The sequence below is a fragment of the Rhodopirellula sp. UBA1907 genome (assembly GCF_002337565.1).
Taxonomy (GTDB): Bacteria; Planctomycetota; Planctomycetia; order Pirellulales; family Pirellulaceae; genus Rhodopirellula; species Rhodopirellula europaea.
Genome location: NZ_DDGH01000094.1, coordinates 11,615 through 35,419 on the forward strand (window position 1 = coordinate 11,615; position 23,805 = coordinate 35,419).

The window sequence follows — 23,805 nt, forward strand, 5'->3', positions numbered from 1 at the left end:
TTCGATTAAAAACGCGGTGTTCGACAAGTCGGGACGCGAGTGGCTGCCATAGCCGGCTCCGCCATACGCGGTGTCACCCGGTTCGGCACCTTCCTCTTCGTCCCACTGGATGTCTTTCAAAAAGTTCTTTGCTCGCTCAAGTTGGCTGTCGAAACGGCCGTCTTGGTTGGCTTTGTTCAAAGCCATCGCGGCGGTGGTGGTTTCGTAGTTCCGGTGTTTTGAACCGGTCGCGTAGATGCCACCGTCAGGTTGAACTTTCGATTCCAAGTACTTGATCGCTTTCGCAATCACCGGGTCAGTCGAAACGGCTTCGGGGCGATGTTCCAAGATCGCTCGCACGCACAATCCCGTGACGGCAGCTCCGGTTTCACCACTGAATGCACCCTCGTCGCTCTGACCGCGAGTGCGCAAGAACTCGATTCCGCGATCGACCATTTGATCGATTCGTTGATCGGCCGTCCGTGTGTCTTTGGCCGCGGCTTCTTCCGCCATCACGGGCGATGTGACCACGCCCGAAACGCAAGATACGGAAGCGAACAACAACCCCATAGCGGTCGAGGCGAAAGTGCGAGTGGACGTTCGAGAGATCCAATCCAATTGCATGTTGGGTTTCCTACGAAGGTAGAGATGTGAGGAATTTTAGAACGCGAATGTGACCGCGAAATGTTTTTGAGCGCCGCCAAAAGAATCGGCCGAACACTCCTAATTGTCGCTGCTCGCCCATGAACGATCAATCGTCTTCCCTCCCAACGGATGGATGGAAATAGCGTCACCGATGGCGGTTTCTTCACCACCGCGTCTATTCTTCGCGGCCATGAAGAGCGCCGGGCGTTGATTCAGTCGAACGACGACCGAGGTTGTCACCACTGCAACGGTCATGCCCAAGCAGACAGCGAAAGCTCTATCGTTTGACGCAGCGATAAACAAACGCCGGTGGCATATTTCGCCAAACCGTCGGGCTGCGATGCACCTCGGTGAAAGCTCCCCGAAGCTTTTTCGAAAAACGCTGACCCGCGGGCAAAACGACGCCCTGCCAATACGCAAAGGTCGCGAACTGACCACCGGGAGCCAACACGTCCAAGGTGGCTTCCAGGATGCTGGTTTGCAAACTGTCGGGAAAAGACGCCCAAGGCAAACCGCAGATGATCGCGTGGACCTGGTCGATCTGATTGTCTCGGCACAGATCCGCAACCGACTCGGCCGAATCCTCGACCACATTGACTTGCGGGCAACGGGCTCGCGTGATCGCAGCCAGCTCGGGCGACCGTTCGATCGCAAAGAACTTTGCGTCTTCGTGCAGATGGTTCTGAATGGCTTCGGTGAAGACGCCGGTCCCAGGCCCGAATTCGACGACCCCGCGAGCGTTTTCCCAATCAAACCATTCGACCATTCGTTTGACCAAACCGGGGCTGCTGGGCCAAACCGACCCCACCTGGTTCGGGTTTCGAGCGAAATTTTTGACGAACGTCCATGCACCACCGCGCGGAACTTCGGGACAATCTGGCGTGTCTTGTGAAAGCGACGGGGAAGATTCCGAAGTCATGCAATTTTTCGCGTGAAAAACAAATGTAGAATTTGCACTACGATAGTGGTCTGGAACCGCCGTGACTATCTCGCTCATCTCATTCTCCCATGCGTTCACCCAGCCAATCCATTCAAGACGGTCGTCGGGTGGACGAGATCAACATGACACCGATGATCGATGTCGTGTTTCTGCTGATCATCTTCTTCCTCGTTTCCAGTCACTTGGCTCGCCAAGAAAACCGGCATGCCGTCGACTTGCCATCAGCCCAGTCATCGATCGAAAGTGATCCCAACGCGGCTCCGATCAATCTGACGATGGACTCATCCCATCAGCTGTGGCTGGGAGCGACCCAGGTGAACCTGGACGAGATGATCACTCGGCTCAGTCAAACCAAATCGATCGTTGAGACGCCCGTTCGTCTACGAGTTGATCAAAGCGTTGTGTATCAATTTGTCGAACCAGTGCTGCATCGCATCAACCAAATCGGCATCCGCGACTTATCAATCGCGACGCTGCCATCATCCAATCGGCCGGGAGCGTCACGATGAAGCGACCCGCCATCCGAAGCAATTCACAACAGAGCGTCGGGATGACTTCGATGATCGATGTCGTTTTTCTGTTGCTGGTGTTCTTTGTCTGGACCAGTAGTTTCGATGCGCCCGAGCAAGACATGCCGGGCGGGTTGGCTGTTGCTGCGGAGTCGACGTCCGTTTCGTCCGAGACACTGCCTCCCGAAGAAACGACCGATGTTCCGATGGAGGAACTGATTCTGAAGATCGAAAGCGCCGGTTCCAAATCCGTGCGATATGTTCTGGGGACGACGCAATTCAATTCCGTGATCTCATTGCGGGAACGGTTGGACGCGATCGCGGAACTAGGAATCTCACCGCCAGTGATCGTTGATCCGGACGGCGATGTTTCGATGGCAGCCACCGTTGCGACCGTCGACATGGTTCGATTGTCAGGGTTCGATCGAGTTCACCTGGCAGTTTCAGCTGACAGTTCAGCGCAATCGGTGGACGACTCGGCGGAGCCCGTCACGCCATGAGTGCCTTGTTTAGATATTTAGATTTTGTCGCAGTTGTCATCGGTCTATTGTTGATACTTTGGCCGACAGTCATTTTGGCTCAAACGACATCCGACGCCGCAAACGCGAACAAGACAAGTCGCACTTCTCGGCTGGTGGATTCAAGTTCAGCCGACAGCCATGTGCAGTCGACTCGGAACGATCTGATCGAGGTCATCGCGAGACCGATCCCTGACGACAAACTCTCCATCTTGCTGACCAACGTTGGCGAAGCCGATGGGAAGTTGGAGTCACGACTGAAAGAACTGCAGCCATCCGAGTCACCTCGAGAAGTGAGCTTGCTGTGGCTTTCCCGAGTGGAATTGGCGGTACTCAAGTCCGAACTGTTCGCCGAAGGAAGCGGCGACGGCGTCGCATCGGCCGCCGAAGCGGTCAAAGTCGCTGAAGCAGCGTTGTTGGCGTTACCCGCTGAAGGAATCGCTCGCGCGGAAGTCTTGCGATTGCTCGCCGAAGCTCATCTCCGCCAAGGCGACGCACGATCGGCAGCGGCTGTTCTTCGCGAATCGGCGAATGTCGCACCAACGGGTTCCGATTCAAACTCATCGGCCGAATCCGCACGAGCTCTGCGGGTCCGAGTCGCGCTGTCGGCCGGCGACATGGAAACGGCGGAACAGATGCTTCATTCCGTCTATGGAAGCGACCCATCCGTGACAGACGCCGGCGTCGGCATGGACTTGGTTCGACTGCGTTACCTGCTCGCACAAAAGGATGAAGAAGCAATTGCCGATTGGTTGGAAATCATTCGCGAGCGTCACGGTGCCAACGCGAAAGATCGGGCGGACACGATCGTGGCGCAAACGCGTTTGCAATCAGGAATGGACTCGGCCAATCCACCCATCGACGGATCCGATCCGCGGTTGTGGATCGCCGATGCGATGTACTACCTGCGGCGCGGCCAGTCGATGCAAGCCGCATTGCACTTTGCTAAAGCCGCCGTGTCTGACGATGTCGCCCGCCGCAGTGTTGACTCAGCAATGAAAGCGGCGGCGATCCTTTCTCGGCAATCGAATTCGAAAGCTGCGATCGAGTTGCTTCGTCGGATCAGCCAGCGACACCCCCATTCGGCAAGCTCCGCTGACGCGTTGCTGCAGGCGGCCACCATCGGTCAGGCTGCGGGACCAACGACTGCATCGGATGCCGACATCGAAGCGATGCTCATTCAGATCGCGAATCAATGGCCGGAATCGCAATCCGCTTTTGCCGCGACGCGTTGGCGAATGGCTTGGGCCGAACGACAATCAAAATGGCTCGAGGCTGCGAAGATCTCCGTGCAATTTGCAAACGTTCACTGGATGAACGAATCCACCGCTGATTCGGTGCGTGCTCAGGCGATCCAAGCTTGGGCGAAAGCGTGGATCCACCAACCAAGTCCGGACGTCATTGCCTCGATGCACCAAGCGTTTCAAGAACACGATGCGTCAGAGATCGTTAGGCGAACTCACGCGGACTTGACCGTGTTGATCGCAGAAACCTCCGATTCGCTGTGGAGCGAACTGCAGAAGGAAACCAGCGATGGATTCTTTCAACAACTCGCATCCTTTCGTCAAAACCAAACGGATGTCATCGAGGCTTCACCGCCGACTGGCGTGAACGACGCCTTGGCGATGCGTCTGGAAATGGATGTTGTTCAACACCCGATTCGCCGAGTCGACATTGGGCGGTATCTGCTGTCACTCCCATCAGATGGAAACTTTCCCACGGATATCCAACGAGCCGGTTGGTTGATTTGGGCAGGCCAGCGTGATGCCGCAGAATCGTTGATAGCAACCGAATTGCAACGAACACCTTCCAGCGCGGATGGATGGTGCCGGAGAGCGGCGACGTCCTACGCCGTCTCGCATTCGAAATCGGATCAAAGGCATGCTGCGAGATGGTGGAAGCGACTGGCTGACGGACTTCCCCAAGGCGACCCAAGTTGGCATGCAGCAATGATTGGATGGATCAAATCCGTCGCGGCGTCAGGAGAGCCAGACAAAGCAAAGGCATCCGCGAAAATGATTTTGCTGACGATCCCACCGACTGACCGTCAAACGCGAGACGCATACGAACGCCTTTCGGAGCAGTGATTTCATCTCGGTTCAACGGACGGCACCGAATCCCAAAGATCATTCAATCCAAGCGACGCATTCAGATCTCTTCGTCGACAAATATGATGTGACGAAAGTAGTGTTGTGATTCGAAGCTGGTACCCAAGGCACCAATCATCAACCCCAGCGATGCGCTGAAGGTCGACATCGAAAAACGTTCCGCCCATCCGATTTGCGACGCTGGTTGCGAAAGTGAAGCGGCCCATTCGGCAATCAGGGTGGGACCAAACAACAGACCGGCGATTGCCAGCGCGGCCGCCGTGAGCGTCAACCAAGTCACCAACATGCCGGCGAACACAATTCCAATCGCGGACAGATTCGTGACGACCATCTGTTCGCTTTGCCGTGTCCGATTGGGAACAATCAATTGCTGACGAAAGACGACGTAGGTGGTTGTGCCGATCCAGGAGACGAGCACCAAAACCGTGGTGCTGGCGAAGCTTTGCGATAAAGCCAAATCCCACGATTCAGCCGTCAGCAGCAACACGACCAACGTGGACACGGCCGCCAAAGTCAGACCACTCAACCGCCGCGGAAATTGCCATGGCCGAGCCGCGAAGATGGCTTGCCAGATTTCACGGGCGTTGATCACCGCCGATCGCAGCATGAAGTTGATCCACGGCGTTGAGATACCCGACCGTTCTTCCAGACGTTGATCGGCAATTTCCGCGAGCGCCGCGATTTGTTGTTCCGCTTGCAAGTCGGTCAGCTCTTCCATCTCATCAAGCTGCTCTGCCGATGAAGGATGAAACAGCAAGTTCTTCGGATTTGAATCGCGTCCGAGCCCGAGCAGATGCGAAAGCGCATGCAACATCAGTCGGCTCAACCGATTGGCAATGGTGGCGATTCGTTGTTCCGATTCCGCGTCGCGGCCGATTGCTCGTGGGTCGATCAATGACAATGAGAAGACAGCGGAATCCAGTGGACGACTCAGCGCCGCGAAACAGTGATGCGAGTAGTGACTTTCAAGTTCGGCGGCGGTGATCGCGAACGCGAAATCCCAGTGTTGTTCGTCTCTCTCATTCAACGCTTGTTGCAACAAGGCACTCGGCGCGGTTCGCTTCGCCGCGACCGCTTCCGGACGCCTCGTCGTTTTGACTTCCCATCTGAATTCCGGGAAACGATCCTTCACAAATTCGCGAAACTGATCGAGCCCACGACGCACCGCGGCTTCGTCCACCGCGTCAAGAGTCCCCGTGACGATCACTCCGATATCGACGAGTCGATCGCTCACGGGCATTCATCGCTCGCGGGGACTTTCCGCCACGCTCGGGGTGGCAAAGAAGCTTCGTTGGGAATCAACGCCATCATCAAAAGAAAGATCCCAACGACGATGTGATTTTGGTGGGCGGGAGTTGGCGGCAGGACCGCGAATCGCCCCCAAACAATCAATCCAATTGAAACCAGTAGGATCAGCAAATGAGCGTGACGTGTTGGAGGCCAATAGGACAACGCGGAGAGCACACAGATCAGCAGAGCGACTCCAAGGTCCGCCCACAGCAAGGTTGGATCTGCCTGCACACCAAACACAAATGGGCTGGCCGCCAACCAAACCGCCGTCATGATTTCAATCACTCGCCCCCACATCAGCGCACCTCGCGAGAAAGTAGTTGTTCACCGGCCGCGTCCAATCGTTCCGATCGAACGCCCCAAACCGCATCCCAAAGCAGCCGCTTGTCGTGATGCTCTTTCCAAACAATGCGCAGATACGCCAGCGACACTCGCACTTCGTCCCACGCCCAATAGACGAGCACCAACGAGATCGCCGCGGTCACTAGGCATAGAAAGCACCATTCCCCGACCAGGAAGGCTTGGCAGATCACCAAGATCACGCTCACGATACCGAGCGGAATGACATCGATGCCGAACAGGATGACCAACCAAGGTCGGTACTGCCAACGTCTCGTGGATCCGGCGAATCCCAAAATGGCGTCACCGAGATAAGCCAGTACGCCCAGCGAAGCGTCATGAATGCCAAGGATGCCATACATCCTTTTCGCGGTATCCGACGTGAGCACATCGTTGCTGCTATCGCCGAACACAGGATCATAGGCACTTCCGATCAATTCCCATTGATAAAGCGACAAATGGGCAGAGATTGCCGCCGCAACAAATGCCAACAAACAGATCGGAATCCGCTGACTCCAAGCCGACGGGTTGTGATTGTAAGGTGGGACGTTTCGGTTCAGATCGTCCACCGGAATGGTGACTTGCGACATCACTTCAACCCGTTCTTTCGATACCAAGTGTCAGGGTCGGATTTGAGCTGACCGGTTATCGTCGACAGTGTTTCTGCAAGACTGCGTTGCGGTTCCCACCCCAGCAACTCTTTGGCCCGAGAAATGTCGAGCGCATAGTGATCGTCGGCCATGTCGATCATGAATGGTTTGATGAACGCGTCGCCTCGTTGGACCACATCCGTCACCGCCGCCCCGACCTTTGCAAGCGCGGAAGGAACATACAGCGTCGCCCAATCTTTGCCGTGAAGTTCCATTCCGATCCGGTCTTGGAGAGTTCGGTACGAAAGGGGATCTGGCTCGCCAATCAAAATGGCCGTTTTGGCTTCGATGTCAGCCCGTCGCTCCACGGTGCGAACGATCGACTCGACCGTGTCATCCAAGTGCACCGCGGATTGGCCAGCCTCCGGATCGCCCGGGAAGAAGTGCCCTTGGAAGTCTTTTTCGTAGATGCGTTTGATCTGTTGGACGAGCGTCGGTTGTCGGCCATAGTCCGTGTACACTCCGCCGATTCGTAAGAAAACGGAACGGACGTTCGGGTGCCCCTCGCGAATCAATCGCTCGGTCTCGAGTTTGCTTTGGGGATACGGCCACTTGGCCTCCAACGGATCGTCTTCGCGAATTCGTTCACCGACCTCACACGGTTTGTGGATGAGCATGGTGCTGGTGAATACGAACTGATCAAGTTCAAAGTCTTCGAGTTGATTGAGAAGCCGGTCGGTTCCGTTGACGGTGACCTTCTCGTACAGATCGCTGTCCTCACCGGAAAAGTCATAGTACGCCGCCATGTGAACGACACTGGCAAGGCGACCGCCGGTCAATTCATGGACCTTCTTCATCGCGGCACGAACAGACGCGGAATCAGCCATATCGCACTGGATGTCGCGAACGAATTCATGTTGCTTGGGTGGTTCGGGAAGACCGACCCGATCGAATCCAAAGACTTGATAGCCAGCATCAGCGAGCCGCAGGCAAACCGGATATCCCAGCATTCCCGTGCTGCCGGTCACGATCACGGCGGGGCGCTGACTCGTGGTTTGTTGTTCTGACATGATGCTCCTAACAACTGAGTAGACGTCGTCGTTTGAGACGCACTGCACGCAAGCAACATGCCAAAAACTCAGCGATAGAAATCACAACGTCCAGTAAATCGCTAAGCCGCCGAGATACACGACCATAACCGCGAACGAATCGACGCCCATGCCGAACACTGTCTTGTCGCGTCGTTCCAAGATCCCCCACAAATACACACCGGTCACGACGATTCCAATGGCGGCCAAGAAAGCGTCCGAAGGATTCATCGCATCGAAAATCGCTCCTTCCCGGTAAGCCATGTCCGCAGGCAAAAACAATGCGACTTCCAGGCTATTGGTGCCCAAGATATTCGCGGCGGCCATGCTATACGCCCCGAACCGGACCGCCGAATACGTTGTGCTGACCTCCGGCAGACTCGTCGCCAGTGCCACCAGTGTCGCCCCAACAAAGCTTTGCCCGATCCCGGTTTGCTCGGCAATCGATTCACCGGTTTTCGCAACGAGAAATCCGCCCACCAAAACGACTGACGACGCGGCGAAGAACAGAGCAATCAATTTTTTCGTCGAAACGGACTCATACGCCGATTGATAGGCATCCTTCAAATCTCGAGCCGACTCGGGCGGTTGAGCAATTTCCCCGCGAGGTTGCCATCGCGGGTCGCCTTCGTAACGATAGATCACCCAGATGGATCCGACGTACGCGAGAAACAAGGCGACCGGCCAAAATCCGATTCCTGCGAACGAAAAGAGTTCGCCCGCCGAGACCGCCGCTGATGCCAAAGCGACCAGCGCGATGAGTAAGACTCCGGCCATCAACAATGACGAGTTCGGCGAAAACAGCGTGAGCGGCCGACCGCGCAACACAGCGACGTCAATCATCGCTAACACGGCGATTTGCATTACCACTCCGCCCAATAAGTTTGCACCGGCGAGCTGGGCTGCACCCGACCAGGACGCCGTGATCGTTGTCGCCAGTTCAGGCAAGCTGGTCGCTCCACCTAGCAACAAGGCTCCGGCGAACGCTTTGCCCATTCCAGTTCGATCCGCGAAAAGATCGACGTATTGACTGAGCTTGGTGCCGGCGAACCAAACCAAAGCTGCACCAATAGTGAAGACAACAACGTTGAGCGGCAACGACAATTCATTCAACACAGACATGATTTCACGCGGAGCAAGTGGCGCGCCGTGTGCAATCTCGGCGGAGTGCAGTGATGTTGCCTGAATCGCCGGTACTCTCGTTGTCATCGGGCCCCGGGCGTTTGGGATGCTCACTGCCTTTGAAACGCAGCGTCACGGGAAGAGACGCAACAACTCACCTCGGCAAACACGTTCACATTCATGATCGATTGGCTGCAACAACAGACTCCTGTCCTCCAAGCCTTGTTGGCCGGCGTATTCACTTGGGCGCTCACGGCACTCGGCGCGGCGGTGGTGTTTGGGCTGACCAATGTGCCTCGCAAACTTTTTGACGCGATGCTGGGGTTCGCTGGCGGCGTGATGTTGGCGGCGAGCTATTGGAGCTTGCTCGCTCCATCGATCGAGGCCGCTTCCGAACAAGGATGGCCAAGTTGGTTGCCCGCCGCGGTCGGCTTTCTCGTTGGAGGTGCATTCCTGTATGGCTTGGACCGCAGTCTGCCGCACCTGCACCGTGGTCTGCCAACCGAATCCGCCGAAGGTCCCAAGACAGCATGGCAACGAAGCGTCCTGTTGATCGCAGCGATCACACTGCACAACATTCCCGAAGGGCTCGCGGTGGGAGTCGCGTTTGGCAGCGCAGCCGCTGAGATTGAATCGGCCACGTTGAGTGGCGCGATAGCACTCGCGATTGGAATTGGTCTTCAGAACCTTCCCGAAGGCATCGCTGTCGCCGTGCCACTGCGAGGCGAAGGTATGAGCCGGACAAAATCTTGGCTGATCGCTCAAGCCTCCGCAATCGTTGAACCGATCGCCGCGGTCTTTGGAGCAGCAATCGTTGTCTACGCGGCCCCCGTGCTGCCGTTTGCCCTCAGCTTTGCCGCCGGGGCGATGGTGTATGTCGTCGTGGAAGAACTGATTCCCGAAACACATCAAGAAGGCAATGAAGATCTCGCAACGCTCTGCCTCATGATCGGATTCACCGTGATGATGATCCTCGATGTCTCATTGGGATAGCCGAACGCACGGAAGATCGAAGCATTTGATCTGGAATGATCATTTTCACCGCCTGTGTATCAGCCCAGGTTGTACGTGGGATCGTGGCGTTCGCTGCAACGATCTAGATGCCGAATGACTCCCGCTTAGCTAGCCGTCACTTGGATGCTCGGCTGCCCCAGGTGCACATGCCAGTTTCAAAGCCTCAGCGGATTGGTTTCGAAAACGATTGAATCGTCGATGCAGGACCGGCCAAGCAATTTTCGCGGCCAGCGTGTTCGGTCGAAAGAACGCCGCGACTTCGTAATCCACCTGACCTTCCTCGTCGATCTCAATCAAGAAACGCTCCTCGCCCTGCTCTGGATGTTCCATCAACGTCCCGACAGAAAATCCAAATCGGTGGCACTCGCCTTCTTGCTCGCTAAAGACGTCGACGATTCGATCAAAGGCAACCGCCCATACGCCGAAGATGCGAACACGAATTGCAATCGTGTTGCCGACCGTGATGGAGGTGTCCGTGGGAATTGCCTCCGCCCATCCCACATCGAATTGTCGCCAATTCTCAAGTGCCACCATTGCCTTGTCGAAGACTTCTTGCCCGCTTCCTAATCGAACCCGATGGTGATGGTGCTCATACCCAGCCGGGAATTCACCGAGACTCGCGCCCACGTCGGGGTAGTTAAACGGTGACCGTGACTGCTCCGTGATTCTCTGCAAAAGCTGTTGATGGGTTGGCTTCGTCAAACTGAACAATGGGACCTCGGCGATAGCACGCGTTGCAATGAAATCTCACTGCAGCTGAAAGACAAACCGGAAAGATATCGTACGCGGTTTCGCTCGGCGGCACGGATCTACCCCCTTGCCGGATGGATACCATTACGGACGAGCCGCAACGTTCGCCACCAAAGACAAATGAATGGTGGCCCGACGCAGCTGGCTGGTGTGTCGTCGTGAACTTCAATCACTTCGGTTGAGACATATCGCGATGCCATGACGTGAGCCGGTCGGTTTACCGCAAGCTGCTTAACCATTGGGAAGCGTCAACGGCTGGATGGATCCTCTCAAATGCTGTGCCCCGCAAAACACTAAAAATTCATCTAACTCAGCAATTGCGTTGTCGAAAACAACACCCCCGGCTGCTGCTTCGCAAAAGCTCTTCCAGGGGATTTCAAAATGAACCGTCGAGTGAGCTGCCAATATGACGATATTGGACGAACCGGTGCATTCAATGGTCAACTCCTCTTTTCCGATCACCAGCAGCATGCAAGCTCTCCGCGACTATCTCCAGTCCCACGGGGAACTTTTCTTCGACGTGCTGGAACTTGCCACCTGTGGTTTCTATCTGCGTCCACTGCCATCTGATGAAGGCGGCAATCCGCCCCCCCCACTGTTCAGTCAGCTGTGCTTCTCTTCGCTGGGCCATGAGGTCCCGGAGGCGGATCAGACATCTCAGGTTTGGCTGGACCTCGTTCACCCGGAAGACCAAGCGGCATTCACCCAGCATGCCGGATGGAATGGAGCAGTGAGCGACGCCCAGCAAACGTCCTTGCAATATCGCCTGAGACGTTGTGACGGCAGCTATCGATACACCGAGGAAGGTGGTCGGAAGATCACACTTGGGGACCGCCGAGAAACATTTTGGTTGGGGGTTTTGCACGATGTGGACGAGCGACTGCGTGCAAAGCAAGAACTCGAGGCGAGTCATCAGGAGATTCAAACTATCCTCGATACCATCCCGACTTTTGTTTGGATCAAGGACGAGTCGCATCGAATCCTTCGAGTGAACCGCGCCGCTGCCAATGCCACGGGAATGACGCCCGAGGAAATCGAAGGCCGCCTGACCAGCGAAGTGTATCCCAAACAGGGTGAACGCTTTCAAGAATCCGATCGACAACTGCTGCAAGGCAATCGTCCCGTTCGCCGCGTTCCGGAAACGTTGGAGAACAAGAATGGCGACGACTACAAAATGTTGATCGACAAGTACTCGCTGCCTTCGCTTCACAACGAAGACACACGCATCTTGGTGGTGGGAACCGACATCACCGAAATCGAACAAACTCAGATCGCGTTGGCCAGCCAGGAAGCTCAGTTCCGAAATCTGTTCGAGCGCAGTCCGCTGGGCAGTGTCTTGATCGATTCAAACCACCAGCTTCAACTGATCAATTCACGAATCGAGGCGATGTACCAACTGAGCCCAACTCAAGACCGTCCCATTCAGTTGATTGATCTGGTTCCCGCTGAATTCCATGCAAAGCTGACACCCTCAAGCGATCGCTTTTCCCCGAACCAATCCGCGAATACGCAGTTTGAATTCGAAACCAAGCGTGCTGACGGAACCGTGATGCGGATCAGCTTGGTCACCGCCGCGATTGAGATCGAAAACCAGTCGATGACGTTGGCAACTTTCACCGACATCACCGAACGTCATCAAGTCGCGATGGATTTGGAACGCAAGCAAGAGGAACTGGAACGCAGCAACGAAGACCTGGACCGATTCGCCTACATCGCATCGCACGACTTGAAGGCTCCCCTTCGCGGAATCATGCACCTGACCGAATGGATCGAGGAGGACATGCCTCGGCAAATTGGCAAAGAGGTGCGTGACCACTTGAAGATGTTGCAGGCACAAGTCAGTCGGATGGACATGTTGCTCAACGACTTGCTCGCCTACGCTCGCGTGACACGTCAAACCGACGCCGTCGAGTGGGTGGATCTGAACGTCGCGTTGCCGGAACTTTTCGCGTTCATGTCACCTCCGCCAACGATGAAGTTGGTGCTACCGGCAAAGATGCCGAGCCTTTCAACCGCTCGCGGACCACTCGAACAAATCTTCCGCAACCTTTTCGGCAACTCCATCAAACACGCGGCCAGTAGTAGCCAAGTAATTGTGACCGCGGAAACCACCAGTGATTCGTATCACTTCACGGTTCGCGACAACGGACCTGGTATTCCCGAGAGCTCCCAAGAACGAATCTTTGGAATGTTCCAAACGCTTGAAAGCGGAAAAGACCGACGCGGGACAGGCATGGGGCTGCATCTGGTCAAACGTTTGGTCGAAGTCCAAGGCTGCACCGCTTGGGTGGAGTCTCGCATCAACCAAGGTGCGGCATTTCACTTCACTTGGCCGCGTGAAAATGCGGCCAACTCCTTTGAGAAATGTGAAGCGTACGCGTCCTGAGTAACCGCTTTGAACTCAGGTTTGTCGAGCAAGCTTTAGAATCAATTGCTCGAGCAAGAATCGGTCGCGACCCTCGGCACTGTGGGTGCCTTTGAGACGCAGATCGGCATCGAGCAGCCACGGCAACAATTGTTTGGCTCTTTCCCGACCGATCGACTGCAGTTGCTTTTTCGCGGATTGAACTTCGAACCCACGCCGAATTCCACCGGCTGCCAAAGCGTCTTCGAATTGCCAGGGCCGACCGCTTCGTTCGCGAAACTCGATGGCTGCGGTGGTCATCCCCAATCGTCTAAGCGACCAAGCGATCTGCGGCAACAAAGCAATTGCACGTTGCCCACCGCTGAAAAGCTTATCGAGTTGTCGCAACGCTTCCGCTGCGTCACCGGCAGCGATCGCATCGGTGATTTGCCAAACGGTTTTGCCCTGCCATCCGGCCACGACATCTCGGACGAGAGGTTCTTCAATCTTTCCGCCGACGTCGACGTACAACGCAAGTTTCGCAATCTCGGTATCCAGCATGCCGATCTCCTCGCCCAACATCTCCACCAAGGCGTCCGCGGCGGCGGGAGCGAGTTGCGTTTTGTGGCGATCGGCAACAAACGAAGTTAGAAACTTCCGGCGCGATGCCGCGGTGATGCCGAGTTTTGCGTCCGTAGCACTGGTGCAAGCAACCAGCAAATGCGATTTGTCGACCGCTTTGTAAACGCGAGTGTTGCTGGCAAGTGATTCCAATTCGAGAACGAACCGGGTGGCATCACCAGGGGCGGACACGTACTTTTCAATCTCAGGCCGATGATTGGACAGAAATTTGTCCGCGGAACGAACCACGAGAGTTCGTTTGTCACCGCCGTCGAAATCGAACAAGGACGCAGTGGCGAGATCATCACGCAAATCCGACCACTTGCAAACTTCGCCGTCGACCTGCGTCCATTCGCTGTCACCGACAATCGCGTCGATTGCCCATTTTCTCAGCGTGCTATCGACACCGTAAACAACGCCGATGGAACTTCCCGCCTGAGTGGATTCGGGCGAGGAAAGGTATTCAAAGGCGTTGAATCGTGGCATTCGCTATTACAGACCGCGTTCTTCGGCAAAGGAGTAGATCCGATACATCTCTTGATCTTCCACTTCGCCGGTCACTTTCAACGATCCATTCTCGTCAAATAGCAGCATCATTCCAGGCTCCTCCAATTCGGATTCGCCTGTCATTGGCAGCACTCGACCACCATCAATATCGATCACCGTGGTTTGCGAAGTTATTTTCGCATCTTCCACCTTTTTGACGACGAGATCAATCGGATCAATTAACTCAGCGGGTCCTTCGTAGGACAGAACCGATCCGGGCTTCAGGCTTTCCATCCAAACTGGCATGAAGGTTCTGAATTGGAGGTTGTAGTTCAGGTTGACCGCTTTTGCTGTCGGCGGTTCTGGGGAGTACTCCACCTTCTTGCCTTTGACCTCCAACTCCTTCACTCGCGATACTTCGACGGGGCCAGCGTAATAGTCGGTGAAGCTTGGCAAAGAGATATCTGGGCTTGGTTCGCTCCAATCGGACCAACGTTGGAAGTGCCCCTTGCGAGCTTTGTCTGCTTCGGCAGCTTCCATCAACTTTGAAACTCGTTGATAAACCTCACCCGAGAGGGACGAAACCTTTGGTTGTTGCAGTGCATTGGCGGGGAAGTTCGGGTCCACAACTGCCAATCGCATACGGTAGACGTACTTCCGACCGGGGCGAGGGGTATTCGGATCTTGGTTACTTGCGAAGTCGTAGAAACGCATCAGCTTGTAATCGACCGGATCTTCTTCCACCATCGCCATCCCGCCATAGGAGCCCATTCCCCCCATTTGCATTCCCATATCCATCTCCATCCCCATTCCCATGTCCATGCCCATATCCATTCCCATACCGCCCATGCCCATGCCCGCGGAACCTGGGCCGGCCAATTCAAGATCATCGGCACCGAACTTCTCTTCTCGCATCATCTCCTCGCGAGCCTTCATCTGCTTTTCACGACGAGAAACCATTGGGATCAGCGGATGTGTAACGAAGTCCGTATAGTCCATCAGCAAAACCGGCGGAATGTAGCCTGTGACGTTGAGATCTCGGTATTCCTCGGGCACCACTTCTTGTGCGTAGCCCGCCCAAGAAAACGCGGCTTGCTTTACGTTTTGCTCACGGGTGTAGCGAAGAATCCAATCTTCGTCCGTCAGCTCATCAACACTTTTGTTCGTGACGTCCGCTCGCTGCACTTCATAATTGAAATACAGAGGTTGATCTCGGACCGGAAGATATCCCTCCGCACTCTGCAGTGCCTCGCGGAACGACTCCGCCATCGCCTTGTGAGGAATCACGGCGGTCCCGGAAATGAACCAAGCGTATTGCGGAACGGGAAGTTGGCTGTCCTTCGTCGTCGGTGTGAATCCAAAATTGTGCTTCGCGTTGAATCGGCGACCGGCGGCGGTGGCTGACATGGACCCCATGCCTCCCATCATCCCCGGATCCATGCCCATCCCCATTCCCATATCGGCACCGTACATATCCATCCCCATTCCCTGCTCCATTCCCATTCCATCCATGCCCATGCCGTCCATCCCCATCATCTCATCCATGCCACCGCGACCTCGACGACGGCTTCGGGGACGTGGTTTTTCTTCCTCTACGACTTCCAAGGCTTCGGCACCCTCCAAGTCTTTGAGCGGGTACTCTCCGCTTCGCGACAGAATCGCGATCGATGCGATGTGACTGTCTACCCGCAGTTCGAGCGGTGCGTGCACGACCGGATCTTTACGACGAATCGATGTGTCGATGGTCTTGCGTTCCAACAAGTGAGGCATCTTGTAGGCCGTTGCATCGACTGGCGTTCGCTTACGAGCGGTTTCGGCCAGGATGTCGAAAACAGGTTCCCTTTCAGGCAGAATGTTTTCGTTGTGATCTTCGTCGATGCTGGCGCGAACCGTGTTGGCATCCGCCGTCAAACGCTCCGGTTGGACTTCGTCCAACATGTTGGGCATGTTCAGACCGGAATAGACCATCCAACCAGCCGCCAGAACAACAATTCCGACGACAAATTTTTCACCGTGGAAGATGAAGAACTGTTTGATTTTGTCGGCATCCATGATGGTTTGACTCGCACGCACGAAAGAGAAAAGGAAAGGTTGGCGACGTCTCAGTTTTTAAACGTGTTCGAGGTTGGATGGTCGCCACAATCAACCTGAACGATCGCGATCTACTTCGGAATGGCTCATCAAATGCTTCGCGGAAAAGGCATCTGATCGTTCATTCCTGCTCATGACTTTAACAGTTTTACCCGCTAACCCGTTGCGCTGGCGGAATTGTCCGGGACCGCGGCTTCTCCCGCGGGCTGGGGTGAAGCTTCGTTTGCATCCGGAGTAGTTGCGTCCTCGGCGGGTGTGGTTGCATCGGGATCAGCCGCTGGCGGCGGTAAAGCGGAATCAGGTGTGTCGACAGCGGGCTGCGTCGTCGCGTCGGCTCCTGCACCATTGCCAGCTCCTTTGAGATCCTCTTCGGCACTCTGGGCCATGGTTTCACCGTCCAACATCGTGTCTTCGGTGACTTGTTCGACGCCGAGTTTGGCTTCATCCGGTGGATTGTAGATGTGAATGAGGCCGTAGACCTCCACCGTGACATCAAGCGGGAACTTCTCCTTGGGGCCTTGGCTCGCACCACCGCCCATCATTCCCATCCCCATGCCACCCATTCCCATACCGCCGTCCATGCCCATTCCCATGTCCATATCCATACCGCCCATCATGGAATCCATGCCGCCGCCCATTCCGCCACCGCCGCCCATCGAACCGACGGCGCTGGCACCAGCGGATTTGGGAAGGATTCGAACCTGTTTGACTTCCACCATCAGTGGAGCACTGCCGCACGCGGCCAACAGATCGGGAATGTAGCGTTGATCGATTTGCAACGACATCATCACTGGAACACGCTTCGCAACTTTCAACGGCGCGTCCTCAGGCGAATCGCTTTCGAGTGCGGAACGCAAAGTGGCACCGTCAATGGGTTCATACGACGTGTCGACGTAACGATTGTCCACCGGATCGGGAGCTTCTGACATTGTGCCCATACCCGAATCCATACCGCCGTACATGTCGCCTCCTTCCATTCCGCCGTACATGTCATCCATTCCCATACCCATGTCCATTCCCATATCCATCCCCATTCCTCCCATGCCGCCGGTCATGGCAACTCCGGGTTTTTGGATGGAACCGGAGGTGAATTTGACCTTCTTACCGAGCGACAGGTGGTTGATAACGTGAATCTTGGCTTCGAACGGTTGTTGTGCCTCACCATTGACATCCGCAACGATCGCCAGCAACTGTCGCAGAATCCAGAGGTTTTCTTGACTGTAGTAGACATCCAACGTCGATGGCGTACGGCCCTGCCAAGGAAACAATTCGGTGATGATGGCTGACTGAGAACTGACTGGCCAATCGACCAACGGAACATCTTCCACACCGGCGATGTTGATGGGGCCACGGCCCATGCCGCCGTACCCGCCCATTCCATCCATACCACCCATCATCGAATCCATGCCGCCACCCATCATGGCGTCCATCCCACCAGCACCGGCGGACCGAAACTCAGCTTCCCATTCAGCCTTCGCGATTTCCGCGATGCTGGGCAACACGTCCTTGATGTAGTACGCGTACAGATTCCGGTACGAACTCGGAATCTCTTGTCCGTCTTCCGGTGGATACGCAATGTGCGTTTCGATTGGCATCAAATCGCGAAATTCATCGACGAATTCGGTGGTCAGCTCTTCTTCCGGCCAAACCAGAATATCGCGTTGGGCGTCGTAGACTTCTTGCCAAACTTCCAGGACTTCGGCTTGCCGCCCTTCCACCAGCATGTCCATCGCCGCTTTGGAGATCTGATTGGGATGCTCGGGCAATTCAGAACGAAGCGTTGAGACCGCACTGACGTCGCTTTTGATCTTCGACGTTCGACTGTTGTTTTCCTCCACCAATTCGCCGGTGACGAGAAACCAAATCACCAATGCACCGAGTGTGATGGTGCCGGTGCCAATCCAAAAGCCATACTTGGCTGCGGCAGCGAATGATTGCTTGAGTTGATCCATCGATCAGACCGAGTCGAGAGAGAAAAGGTGGTGTGTGGTTGTTGGCGAGGAGATCGCCGTCGTATTGAACTAGTTGGCCATCGCGACTGAATCTGGATCGGCATCAACATCGTCCTCTGATCCCGATCCGTCGCCAGTGCCTTCCAATTCCGCTTGGGCAGCAGCTTCTTCTTCCGCCAATCGTTTTGCTTCGATGCGATCGCTCAAAACGCTTTCTTTCCAAACGACCTGGAAAACAAAATCCAGTCGCAGCACTTCCAAAAATTGAGTTTCGACCTCAACGTCTTCGTCGCCTTCGGCTCGCAACTGCATCGCCGTCATCGCAGCGACCGGGTCGTAGTCCGGGTTTGGCACCTGTACCAGTTGCGGTTGGTTGTCGTTCAACAGGATCGGGTAGCTAAACCCAAACTCCTCTGGCGTGAACGTGATCGGGTTGCCTTGCGGGTCGATCAAGGTGATTGGTTTTTCACGGAACGCCGTCGTCAAATACTTCCGAACGTGTTGGCTACCTTCTTCGCCCTTGTGTTTGGGGCTGTTGTAATAGTGGTATCCCTTCAACTGGATGACCCAGCCGTCTTCTTCGGGACCGGTGTCCTCGGCGAGTTCTTCCGGCGGCGCGGAATCTCGCATCAGGTCATACCAGTTCTTCATTTCCTCTTTGTACCGAGTATCCAAACGCTCCGAGTACCAATCTTCGGCGAGGTCTTCGTAGTACTTGGTGTCGATTTCTGTGATGTGGAAGTCGATCCGATCTTCCAGTGGCAATTCTTTGATGCTTGGGATTTTGTCCTCGGGGTATTCCGCCCGTGGAATCGCCGCGTTAACCGCGTTGATGACTTCCAACCAAACCAATCGACGTTCCGCGTTGCCGGAAATTTCTTCGCCCAGACGATTCAAGAACGTCAAGCGACTGACCAACAACGAATCCTCTGACTTTTGATCCGAGCTGTGTGACGACATGCTCGAGACGGCCTGGGCAGCGCCGGACCACAAATCTTCGTGAGTCGTTTGCCACGAACGCTGGGTAAGTGCGTACTGGGTCGTCGTTCCCAGCAGCAGAGCCGCCATCCCCGCCAAAGCCCAAGGCTTCTTCGCGCGGATCATGCGTTCGGTCTTGATCTCTGCCGGGATCAACGACGTGTGGATCTGGCTCAGTCCCAAGCCCTGCAAACACAACCCGTAGCAAACCGCGAAAGTGGGTGCGTTGTCACGGAAGGTCGGGATGCTGAGAACATCATCGCCCGACAAGCGATTAAATCGGTCGAGCGTGTGGACTTCGTAGCCGAGGTTCTTGCCGAGGTAAGCGGCCAAACCAGGCATCTTCACCGTGTTACCGGTCACCAGCAACTCGGTGATCTCGGCCTTCTTATCGATGCTGCGGAAGAAACCAATCGAACGTTGGACTTCAGTGACCAAGTCGTTGAAGACCGGTCGCATGGTTTGGAAGACGAGTTTCGGATCGACCGCTTCACGCGCGTTGCGTTTGAGGTGTTCCGCTTTCGCGAACGTCAGCTTCAAGTCTTTCGTCAATTGACGTGTGAAGTGGTTACCACCGATTGGCATGCTGCGTTGCCAAATTCGGAAACCATTCGTGACGATCAAATCACTGCTGTCGGTACCGATCGACAAAAGGACGCTGGACGTCGGAGGCTCATCCGGGTCGAACGATTCGTTCTCGATTCGCTCGTGGAACCGGTCGTACGCGACCATGTTGTAGAGCGAGATCGGAGTCAGCTGCACCATGTCGACTTCGATGTCGGCATCTTTGAACGGAGCGAGTTGCCGGTAAGCTTGCTCGCGTTTCATCGCGAACAAACCGACTTCGCTTTCCAGTGCGTAGCCTTCCTGGATGGTGGCACCCGGCATCGTTTGGTAATCCCAAACCACGTCGGACAACTCAAACGGAATTTGCGTCTTGGCTTCGTACTTGACGATGTCGTGGATTTTCTTCAGTTCCACCGGTGGTGGCTTGAAGAACTTTGCCAGACCGCTTTGACCGGGAACACTGATGCAAACGCGATCGCGAATCGCGTCGTTTCGCTGCATCAACTGATCCAGCGCATCGGCGATCAGTTGGTCCGGATCCGCATCGGCTTGTCCCAAAATTTTGGGATACTCGATCAGATCAAAGGCATCGGCAACGATCTCATCGCCCTGTTTGACACAGTGCAACGCCTTGAGCGCGCTCTGACCAATTTCAATTCCCCAAACGCCGCCGGATCCGGCCATGGTTTACTTTCAACACGAAGAGACAAGATTTTTTATTTCGATGAGTGGTGTCAGCTAAAGTTGACACCAGGGGCGAGTCCGGGAGGTGCCGGCGATCTCGCCAAACCGCTAGTATCCCCTTTTCGCTCCTTCACGTCAAATTTTAGTCGCTCATGCCGTCCTTTGCCGAATGTTGCGTCCTAATTCCCTGCAGCACGATCGAAGATTTCCCCTCTCGGTTGGATCATGACGCCGCTCGGAGCCTATTGGGCACTCTGACAGCGGCCTGGCATCCTCGTCTACTCGCTCAGGCGGGGCGGCTCCCCACCTGGCATCGAGCGGACGATTTGCCTTCGCCGCCGACTCCCATCGGCAGCCTGACGGAACCGGACCAAGCGTCACAATCAGCAGAATCGGACCCCGCGACCGCTGGCCCAGTCCGTTTGCTGCTGATTCCCGAGGCCAGCCTGTCAAAACTGACCGCCTCCGTTCGCGATTCTTTGCCGGCATCCGATTCCGCCAGTCGCAGCGTGACCGTCGATTTGGAGTCACACCGTGACGTCCGAATTCGGTGCCAAAGCCGCAACGACGCGCTGGCTCTCATTGATTCGTCAATCCAATCCAGTTGGTTCGGCGACTCGAGCGTGCTGAAGAAGAATCCGAACGACAATTGGCAGAATCAATCCGCCTCTTTGTTGGACGATGTCCGATTGGTGACCGAAAAGGGCCGCGAAATTTCGCAAGCCGACTTTTTCGCGCTCAGCTACACATGGTGGCAGATTCAAGTGCTCACCCGCCGACTTCGCTACACCAGCAACCTTGACCAGGTCTATTTCGAAACGCGAGTCCTGGACGCCGCCGAGGCTTGGGTGCGAAACGATGCCGAAGCAACCGCCGCGGCGCTACACGATTGCTTTGACGCTCTGGCGGAAGAACGCGACCACTACTTTGCGTCCGATCCATCACTGATTGATCTGACGCTGCTGACTCCATCGACACTGGACCGTTTTCTGGAACTGCCCGAACCGAAAACCAGCGATACCGAAGCGATCTTGTCGACGCCTCGCAACGCGTTGGTCGACCAAGCGGTCGCCGATGCGGTTTTGAAATCAGACGACTCGGTACAGCAAGCCTTTCAATCGCGATTGGCATCCGATGCGATGTCGTGGGCAGGCGGCGGACCAGCGTCCACCGTTTGCTACGACGAATTGACGATCGACCAAATGGAACGGTCGCTGCGTGAGTCGATTGAACAAGTCCAACGTGCGGTCGGTCAACCAATGTCTGTGCACGCGCGTTTGGGAGGCAGCACGACCCCGGAAATTGTCGCGGCGTTGGCCAGTCACAAACACGATGGACAATCGCAAACGCAGTGCCGCGGCTTGTTGCCGATTGATTTTCTCAATGGAACCGGATTCGGTGACGAAGCCAAAGTCATTCTTGGTGAAAGCGGTCACGAAATCGAGGCTTTGACAGCCAAACCGGTCGATGCCAACAACGAATCTTCGTTCCTCACTCTAGGGACCAGATTGGGTGAAGCCATCGACGCGGGAGAAATCGCGACGGCTCTCTTGGTTCACTGGCCTGGCAAAGGCTGCGAGAGCTTCGACGATCTGAATCGAGCCGCAACCTGGACGCTCGCTCTTGGTCGGTTTTGGAAGATCGACGAATACTTCATCGATGGCGAACATCCCTATCACCACGGATCTTCCGCATCGTGGAAAGATTCGCCGGCCGATCGAATGCGTGCAGGTTCCTCAGCGGCCAGGCAATCCGCCACGCAGTATGCCTCCTTGGTCCGCGGGCAATCCCAGCGTGACGCCAACGGATTGTCCATGTTGGCGAACCCACGACGCACCGATCCCACTCACGGCTTGGCCGAATCGCTTGGGCTGGACGATTGCGCCCAAGTTTCCGCGGACGCGAACATCGCCGCGAAAACACAACCGACCGAAAGCGTTCTGGTGGTCAATGGCAACAACGTGCCGACTCGCCAACGTGTGATCGTGAAAGGCAAATTGCCAACCACCGATCGTTCGATCTTCCACGCTCACGCTGACAAAGGAAACACCGACGCGGTGCTGGACGTCCCCGCATGGGGTTACCGATGGACCAGCTCCAACGCGGCCGCCAAAGCTTTGTTGACGGATCCCAACAACAGTGCCCGCCCAAACTCGGCCGAGAACGACAACCCACGACTGATCCGCTGGGCGAAACAGCTTGGTCGATCGATGAGCCGCGGCCCTGGTCCGATCGTCGATGGCGAACGAATGAGCAATGAGTTCTTGGAGTTGTCAATCAACTCGGAACACGGCGGAATCCAAGGCGTCTACAGCGGCAAAGTCCGAGGGAACCGCTTGTCGACTCGGATTGAATTTGTGCCCGCGAAGAAGAAGGCCGAAGGCGTTGTCGCCAAATGCAATTCGGTCCAAACAAAAGAGAACAGTATCTCTCGCGGAGTTGTGGCGTTGGAAGGCACGATCGAAATGCCTGCCGACGCAAACACCGATTCGTCGACAAGCGTTTCATCAAAAACGCTGAAGTGGCAATCGGAAGTCGAATTGGTTCGCGGCAGCCGGTTGGTTCGATACCGCATTCGTTTTGAAACTTTGAATGCATCATCGCAAGGAACCGGCGGAGCGGACGATTCGTTGGACTGGATCCATCATCCCGTTCTGAGAATGGCGTTTCCAGGTGCCAGCCCCGTGGTGCGAGCGATCGTGCGAGAGAAGCTTCATCGAACAAGCGCCCGCCGCTTCATCGCACCTCTCGGATTTGTTCACGAAGAAGACGAATGCCGAACGTTGGTCGCAACACACGGCAATAGCTTCCATCGCCGCAGCGAAGATCGTTTCCTGGAAACACTGTTGCCTCTTGCAAATGCGTCGGGTTCTCCAAGCGAAGCCACCGATAATTATTCGCCTTGGCACGAATTTGCTTTCGGGTTTGACGTCCCGCATCCAATCGATGCCGCCATGCAACCTTGGCGAACCCCAACGGTGCTGCAAGTTCCCAATGGGCAAGTGATTCGCAAAGGTGTGCCCGCGGGATCGTGGTTGATGCATGCCTCGCCATCGACGATGCGCATTCAGGTCGTCGCGACGGGATTATTGGATGACGGCCGAATGGTGATGCACCTGCGAGCGATTCAGACAACCAGCAAATCCGTTCGCGGCATCGTGCGGTTCTGCCAACCAGTCGCCCTCGCTCA

The 23,805-nt window shown here is 55.7% G+C and carries 18 protein-coding genes and 1 pseudogene; 6 read left to right on the plus strand and 13 right to left on the minus strand.

The features are described from left to right. A pseudogene (locus B2R17_RS21655) lies at window positions 1-603 on the minus strand (hypothetical protein); the annotation flags it as partial. A gap of 298 nt (window positions 604-901) precedes the next feature. Next, the gene (locus tag B2R17_RS21660; protein ID WP_286765629.1) at window positions 902-1,543 is read right to left on the minus strand and encodes a class I SAM-dependent methyltransferase; all 642 of its coding nucleotides are present in this window, start codon (window positions 1,541-1,543) and stop codon (window positions 902-904) included. Between the two features lie 89 nt (window positions 1,544-1,632). On the opposite strand from B2R17_RS21660, the gene B2R17_RS21665 reads away from it, so the two are divergent. Genes B2R17_RS21665 through B2R17_RS21675 form a run of 3 tightly spaced genes read left to right on the plus strand, consistent with a single transcriptional unit; the run spans window position 1,633 to window position 4,678 of the window. Continuing rightward, on the plus strand, window positions 1,633-2,073 hold the full coding sequence (locus B2R17_RS21665; protein ID WP_286765630.1) for an ExbD/TolR family protein: 441 nt from the start codon (window positions 1,633-1,635) through the stop codon (window positions 2,071-2,073). Continuing rightward, entirely contained in the window at window positions 2,070-2,573 is a 504-nt protein-coding gene (locus B2R17_RS21670) for a biopolymer transporter ExbD (protein WP_286765631.1), read from the plus strand. The genes B2R17_RS21665 and B2R17_RS21670 overlap by 4 nt, the downstream gene beginning before the upstream one ends. Then, entirely contained in the window at window positions 2,570-4,678 is a 2,109-nt protein-coding gene (locus B2R17_RS21675) for a tetratricopeptide repeat protein (RefSeq protein ID WP_286765632.1), read from the plus strand. The genes B2R17_RS21670 and B2R17_RS21675 overlap by 4 nt, the downstream gene beginning before the upstream one ends. Window positions 4,679-4,739: 61 nt before the next feature. Here the strand turns inward: B2R17_RS21675 and B2R17_RS21680 are convergent, their stop codons facing one another. From B2R17_RS21680 to B2R17_RS21700, 5 genes are all read right to left on the minus strand, one after another. After that, window positions 4,740-5,939 carry a hypothetical protein gene (locus B2R17_RS21680; protein WP_286765633.1) on the minus strand — a complete coding sequence of 400 codons (1,200 nt, stop codon included), beginning with the start codon at window positions 5,937-5,939 and terminating at the stop codon, window positions 4,740-4,742. Next, window positions 5,930-6,286 (minus strand): SPW repeat domain-containing protein, encoded by a 357-nt coding sequence (locus B2R17_RS21685; protein ID WP_339888664.1) that lies wholly within the window; start codon window positions 6,284-6,286, stop codon window positions 5,930-5,932. The genes B2R17_RS21680 and B2R17_RS21685 overlap by 10 nt, the downstream gene beginning before the upstream one ends. Next, complete coding sequence (locus B2R17_RS21690; protein ID WP_286765635.1) at window positions 6,286-6,918, minus strand: vitamin K epoxide reductase family protein; 633 nt, start codon at window positions 6,916-6,918, stop codon at window positions 6,286-6,288. The genes B2R17_RS21685 and B2R17_RS21690 overlap by 1 nt, the downstream gene beginning before the upstream one ends. Beyond that, window positions 6,918-7,988 carry an NAD-dependent epimerase/dehydratase family protein gene (locus B2R17_RS21695; RefSeq protein ID WP_286765636.1) on the minus strand — a complete coding sequence of 357 codons (1,071 nt, stop codon included), beginning with the start codon at window positions 7,986-7,988 and terminating at the stop codon, window positions 6,918-6,920. The genes B2R17_RS21690 and B2R17_RS21695 overlap by 1 nt, the downstream gene beginning before the upstream one ends. An 81-nt stretch (window positions 7,989-8,069) precedes the next feature. Beyond that, entirely contained in the window at window positions 8,070-9,128 is a 1,059-nt protein-coding gene (locus tag B2R17_RS21700; RefSeq protein ID WP_286765637.1) for a sodium:calcium antiporter, read from the minus strand. A gap of 180 nt (window positions 9,129-9,308) precedes the next feature. On the opposite strand from B2R17_RS21700, the gene B2R17_RS21705 reads away from it, so the two are divergent. After that, complete coding sequence (locus B2R17_RS21705) at window positions 9,309-10,121, plus strand: ZIP family metal transporter (RefSeq protein ID WP_008668885.1); 813 nt, start codon at window positions 9,309-9,311, stop codon at window positions 10,119-10,121. A gap of 129 nt (window positions 10,122-10,250) precedes the next feature. On the opposite strand, the gene B2R17_RS21710 is transcribed toward B2R17_RS21705, so the two are convergent. Both B2R17_RS21710 and B2R17_RS21715 read right to left on the minus strand, forming a co-directional pair. Continuing rightward, window positions 10,251-10,844: a DUF1990 family protein gene (locus B2R17_RS21710; RefSeq protein ID WP_286765638.1), complete on the minus strand. Its 594-nt coding sequence runs from the start codon at window positions 10,842-10,844 to the stop codon at window positions 10,251-10,253. Between the two features lie 279 nt (window positions 10,845-11,123). After that, window positions 11,124-11,363 (minus strand): hypothetical protein, encoded by a 240-nt coding sequence (locus tag B2R17_RS21715; protein WP_286765639.1) that lies wholly within the window; start codon window positions 11,361-11,363, stop codon window positions 11,124-11,126. On the opposite strand from B2R17_RS21715, the gene B2R17_RS21720 reads away from it, so the two are divergent. Beyond that, window positions 11,329-13,278, plus strand: coding sequence for a PAS domain S-box protein (locus tag B2R17_RS21720; RefSeq protein ID WP_339888667.1), 1,950 nt, complete (start codon window positions 11,329-11,331; stop codon window positions 13,276-13,278). The two genes, B2R17_RS21715 and B2R17_RS21720, sit on opposite strands and share 35 nt — an antisense overlap. Window positions 13,279-13,293: 15 nt before the next feature. Here B2R17_RS21720 and holA read toward each other — a convergent pair whose 3' ends face one another. The 4 genes from holA to pilM form a co-directional block, all read right to left on the minus strand. Continuing rightward, on the minus strand, window positions 13,294-14,343 hold the full coding sequence (gene holA / locus B2R17_RS21725) for a DNA polymerase III subunit delta (protein ID WP_286765641.1): 1,050 nt from the start codon (window positions 14,341-14,343) through the stop codon (window positions 13,294-13,296). Window positions 14,344-14,349: 6 nt separating this feature from the next. After that, window positions 14,350-16,395: a hypothetical protein gene (locus tag B2R17_RS21730; RefSeq protein ID WP_286765642.1), complete on the minus strand. Its 2,046-nt coding sequence runs from the start codon at window positions 16,393-16,395 to the stop codon at window positions 14,350-14,352. Between the two features lie 194 nt (window positions 16,396-16,589). Next, the gene (locus B2R17_RS21735; RefSeq protein ID WP_286765643.1) at window positions 16,590-18,386 is read right to left on the minus strand and encodes a hypothetical protein; all 1,797 of its coding nucleotides are present in this window, start codon (window positions 18,384-18,386) and stop codon (window positions 16,590-16,592) included. A gap of 69 nt (window positions 18,387-18,455) precedes the next feature. Further along, window positions 18,456-20,615 carry a type IV pilus assembly protein PilM gene (gene pilM, locus B2R17_RS21740; protein WP_008668899.1) on the minus strand — a complete coding sequence of 720 codons (2,160 nt, stop codon included), beginning with the start codon at window positions 20,613-20,615 and terminating at the stop codon, window positions 18,456-18,458. Between the two features lie 326 nt (window positions 20,616-20,941). Between pilM and B2R17_RS21745 the strand changes: the two genes are divergently transcribed. Beyond that, window positions 20,942-23,805, plus strand: a 2,864-nt coding sequence (locus B2R17_RS21745) for a hypothetical protein (RefSeq protein WP_286765644.1), incomplete at its 3' end; no start/stop codon positions are given.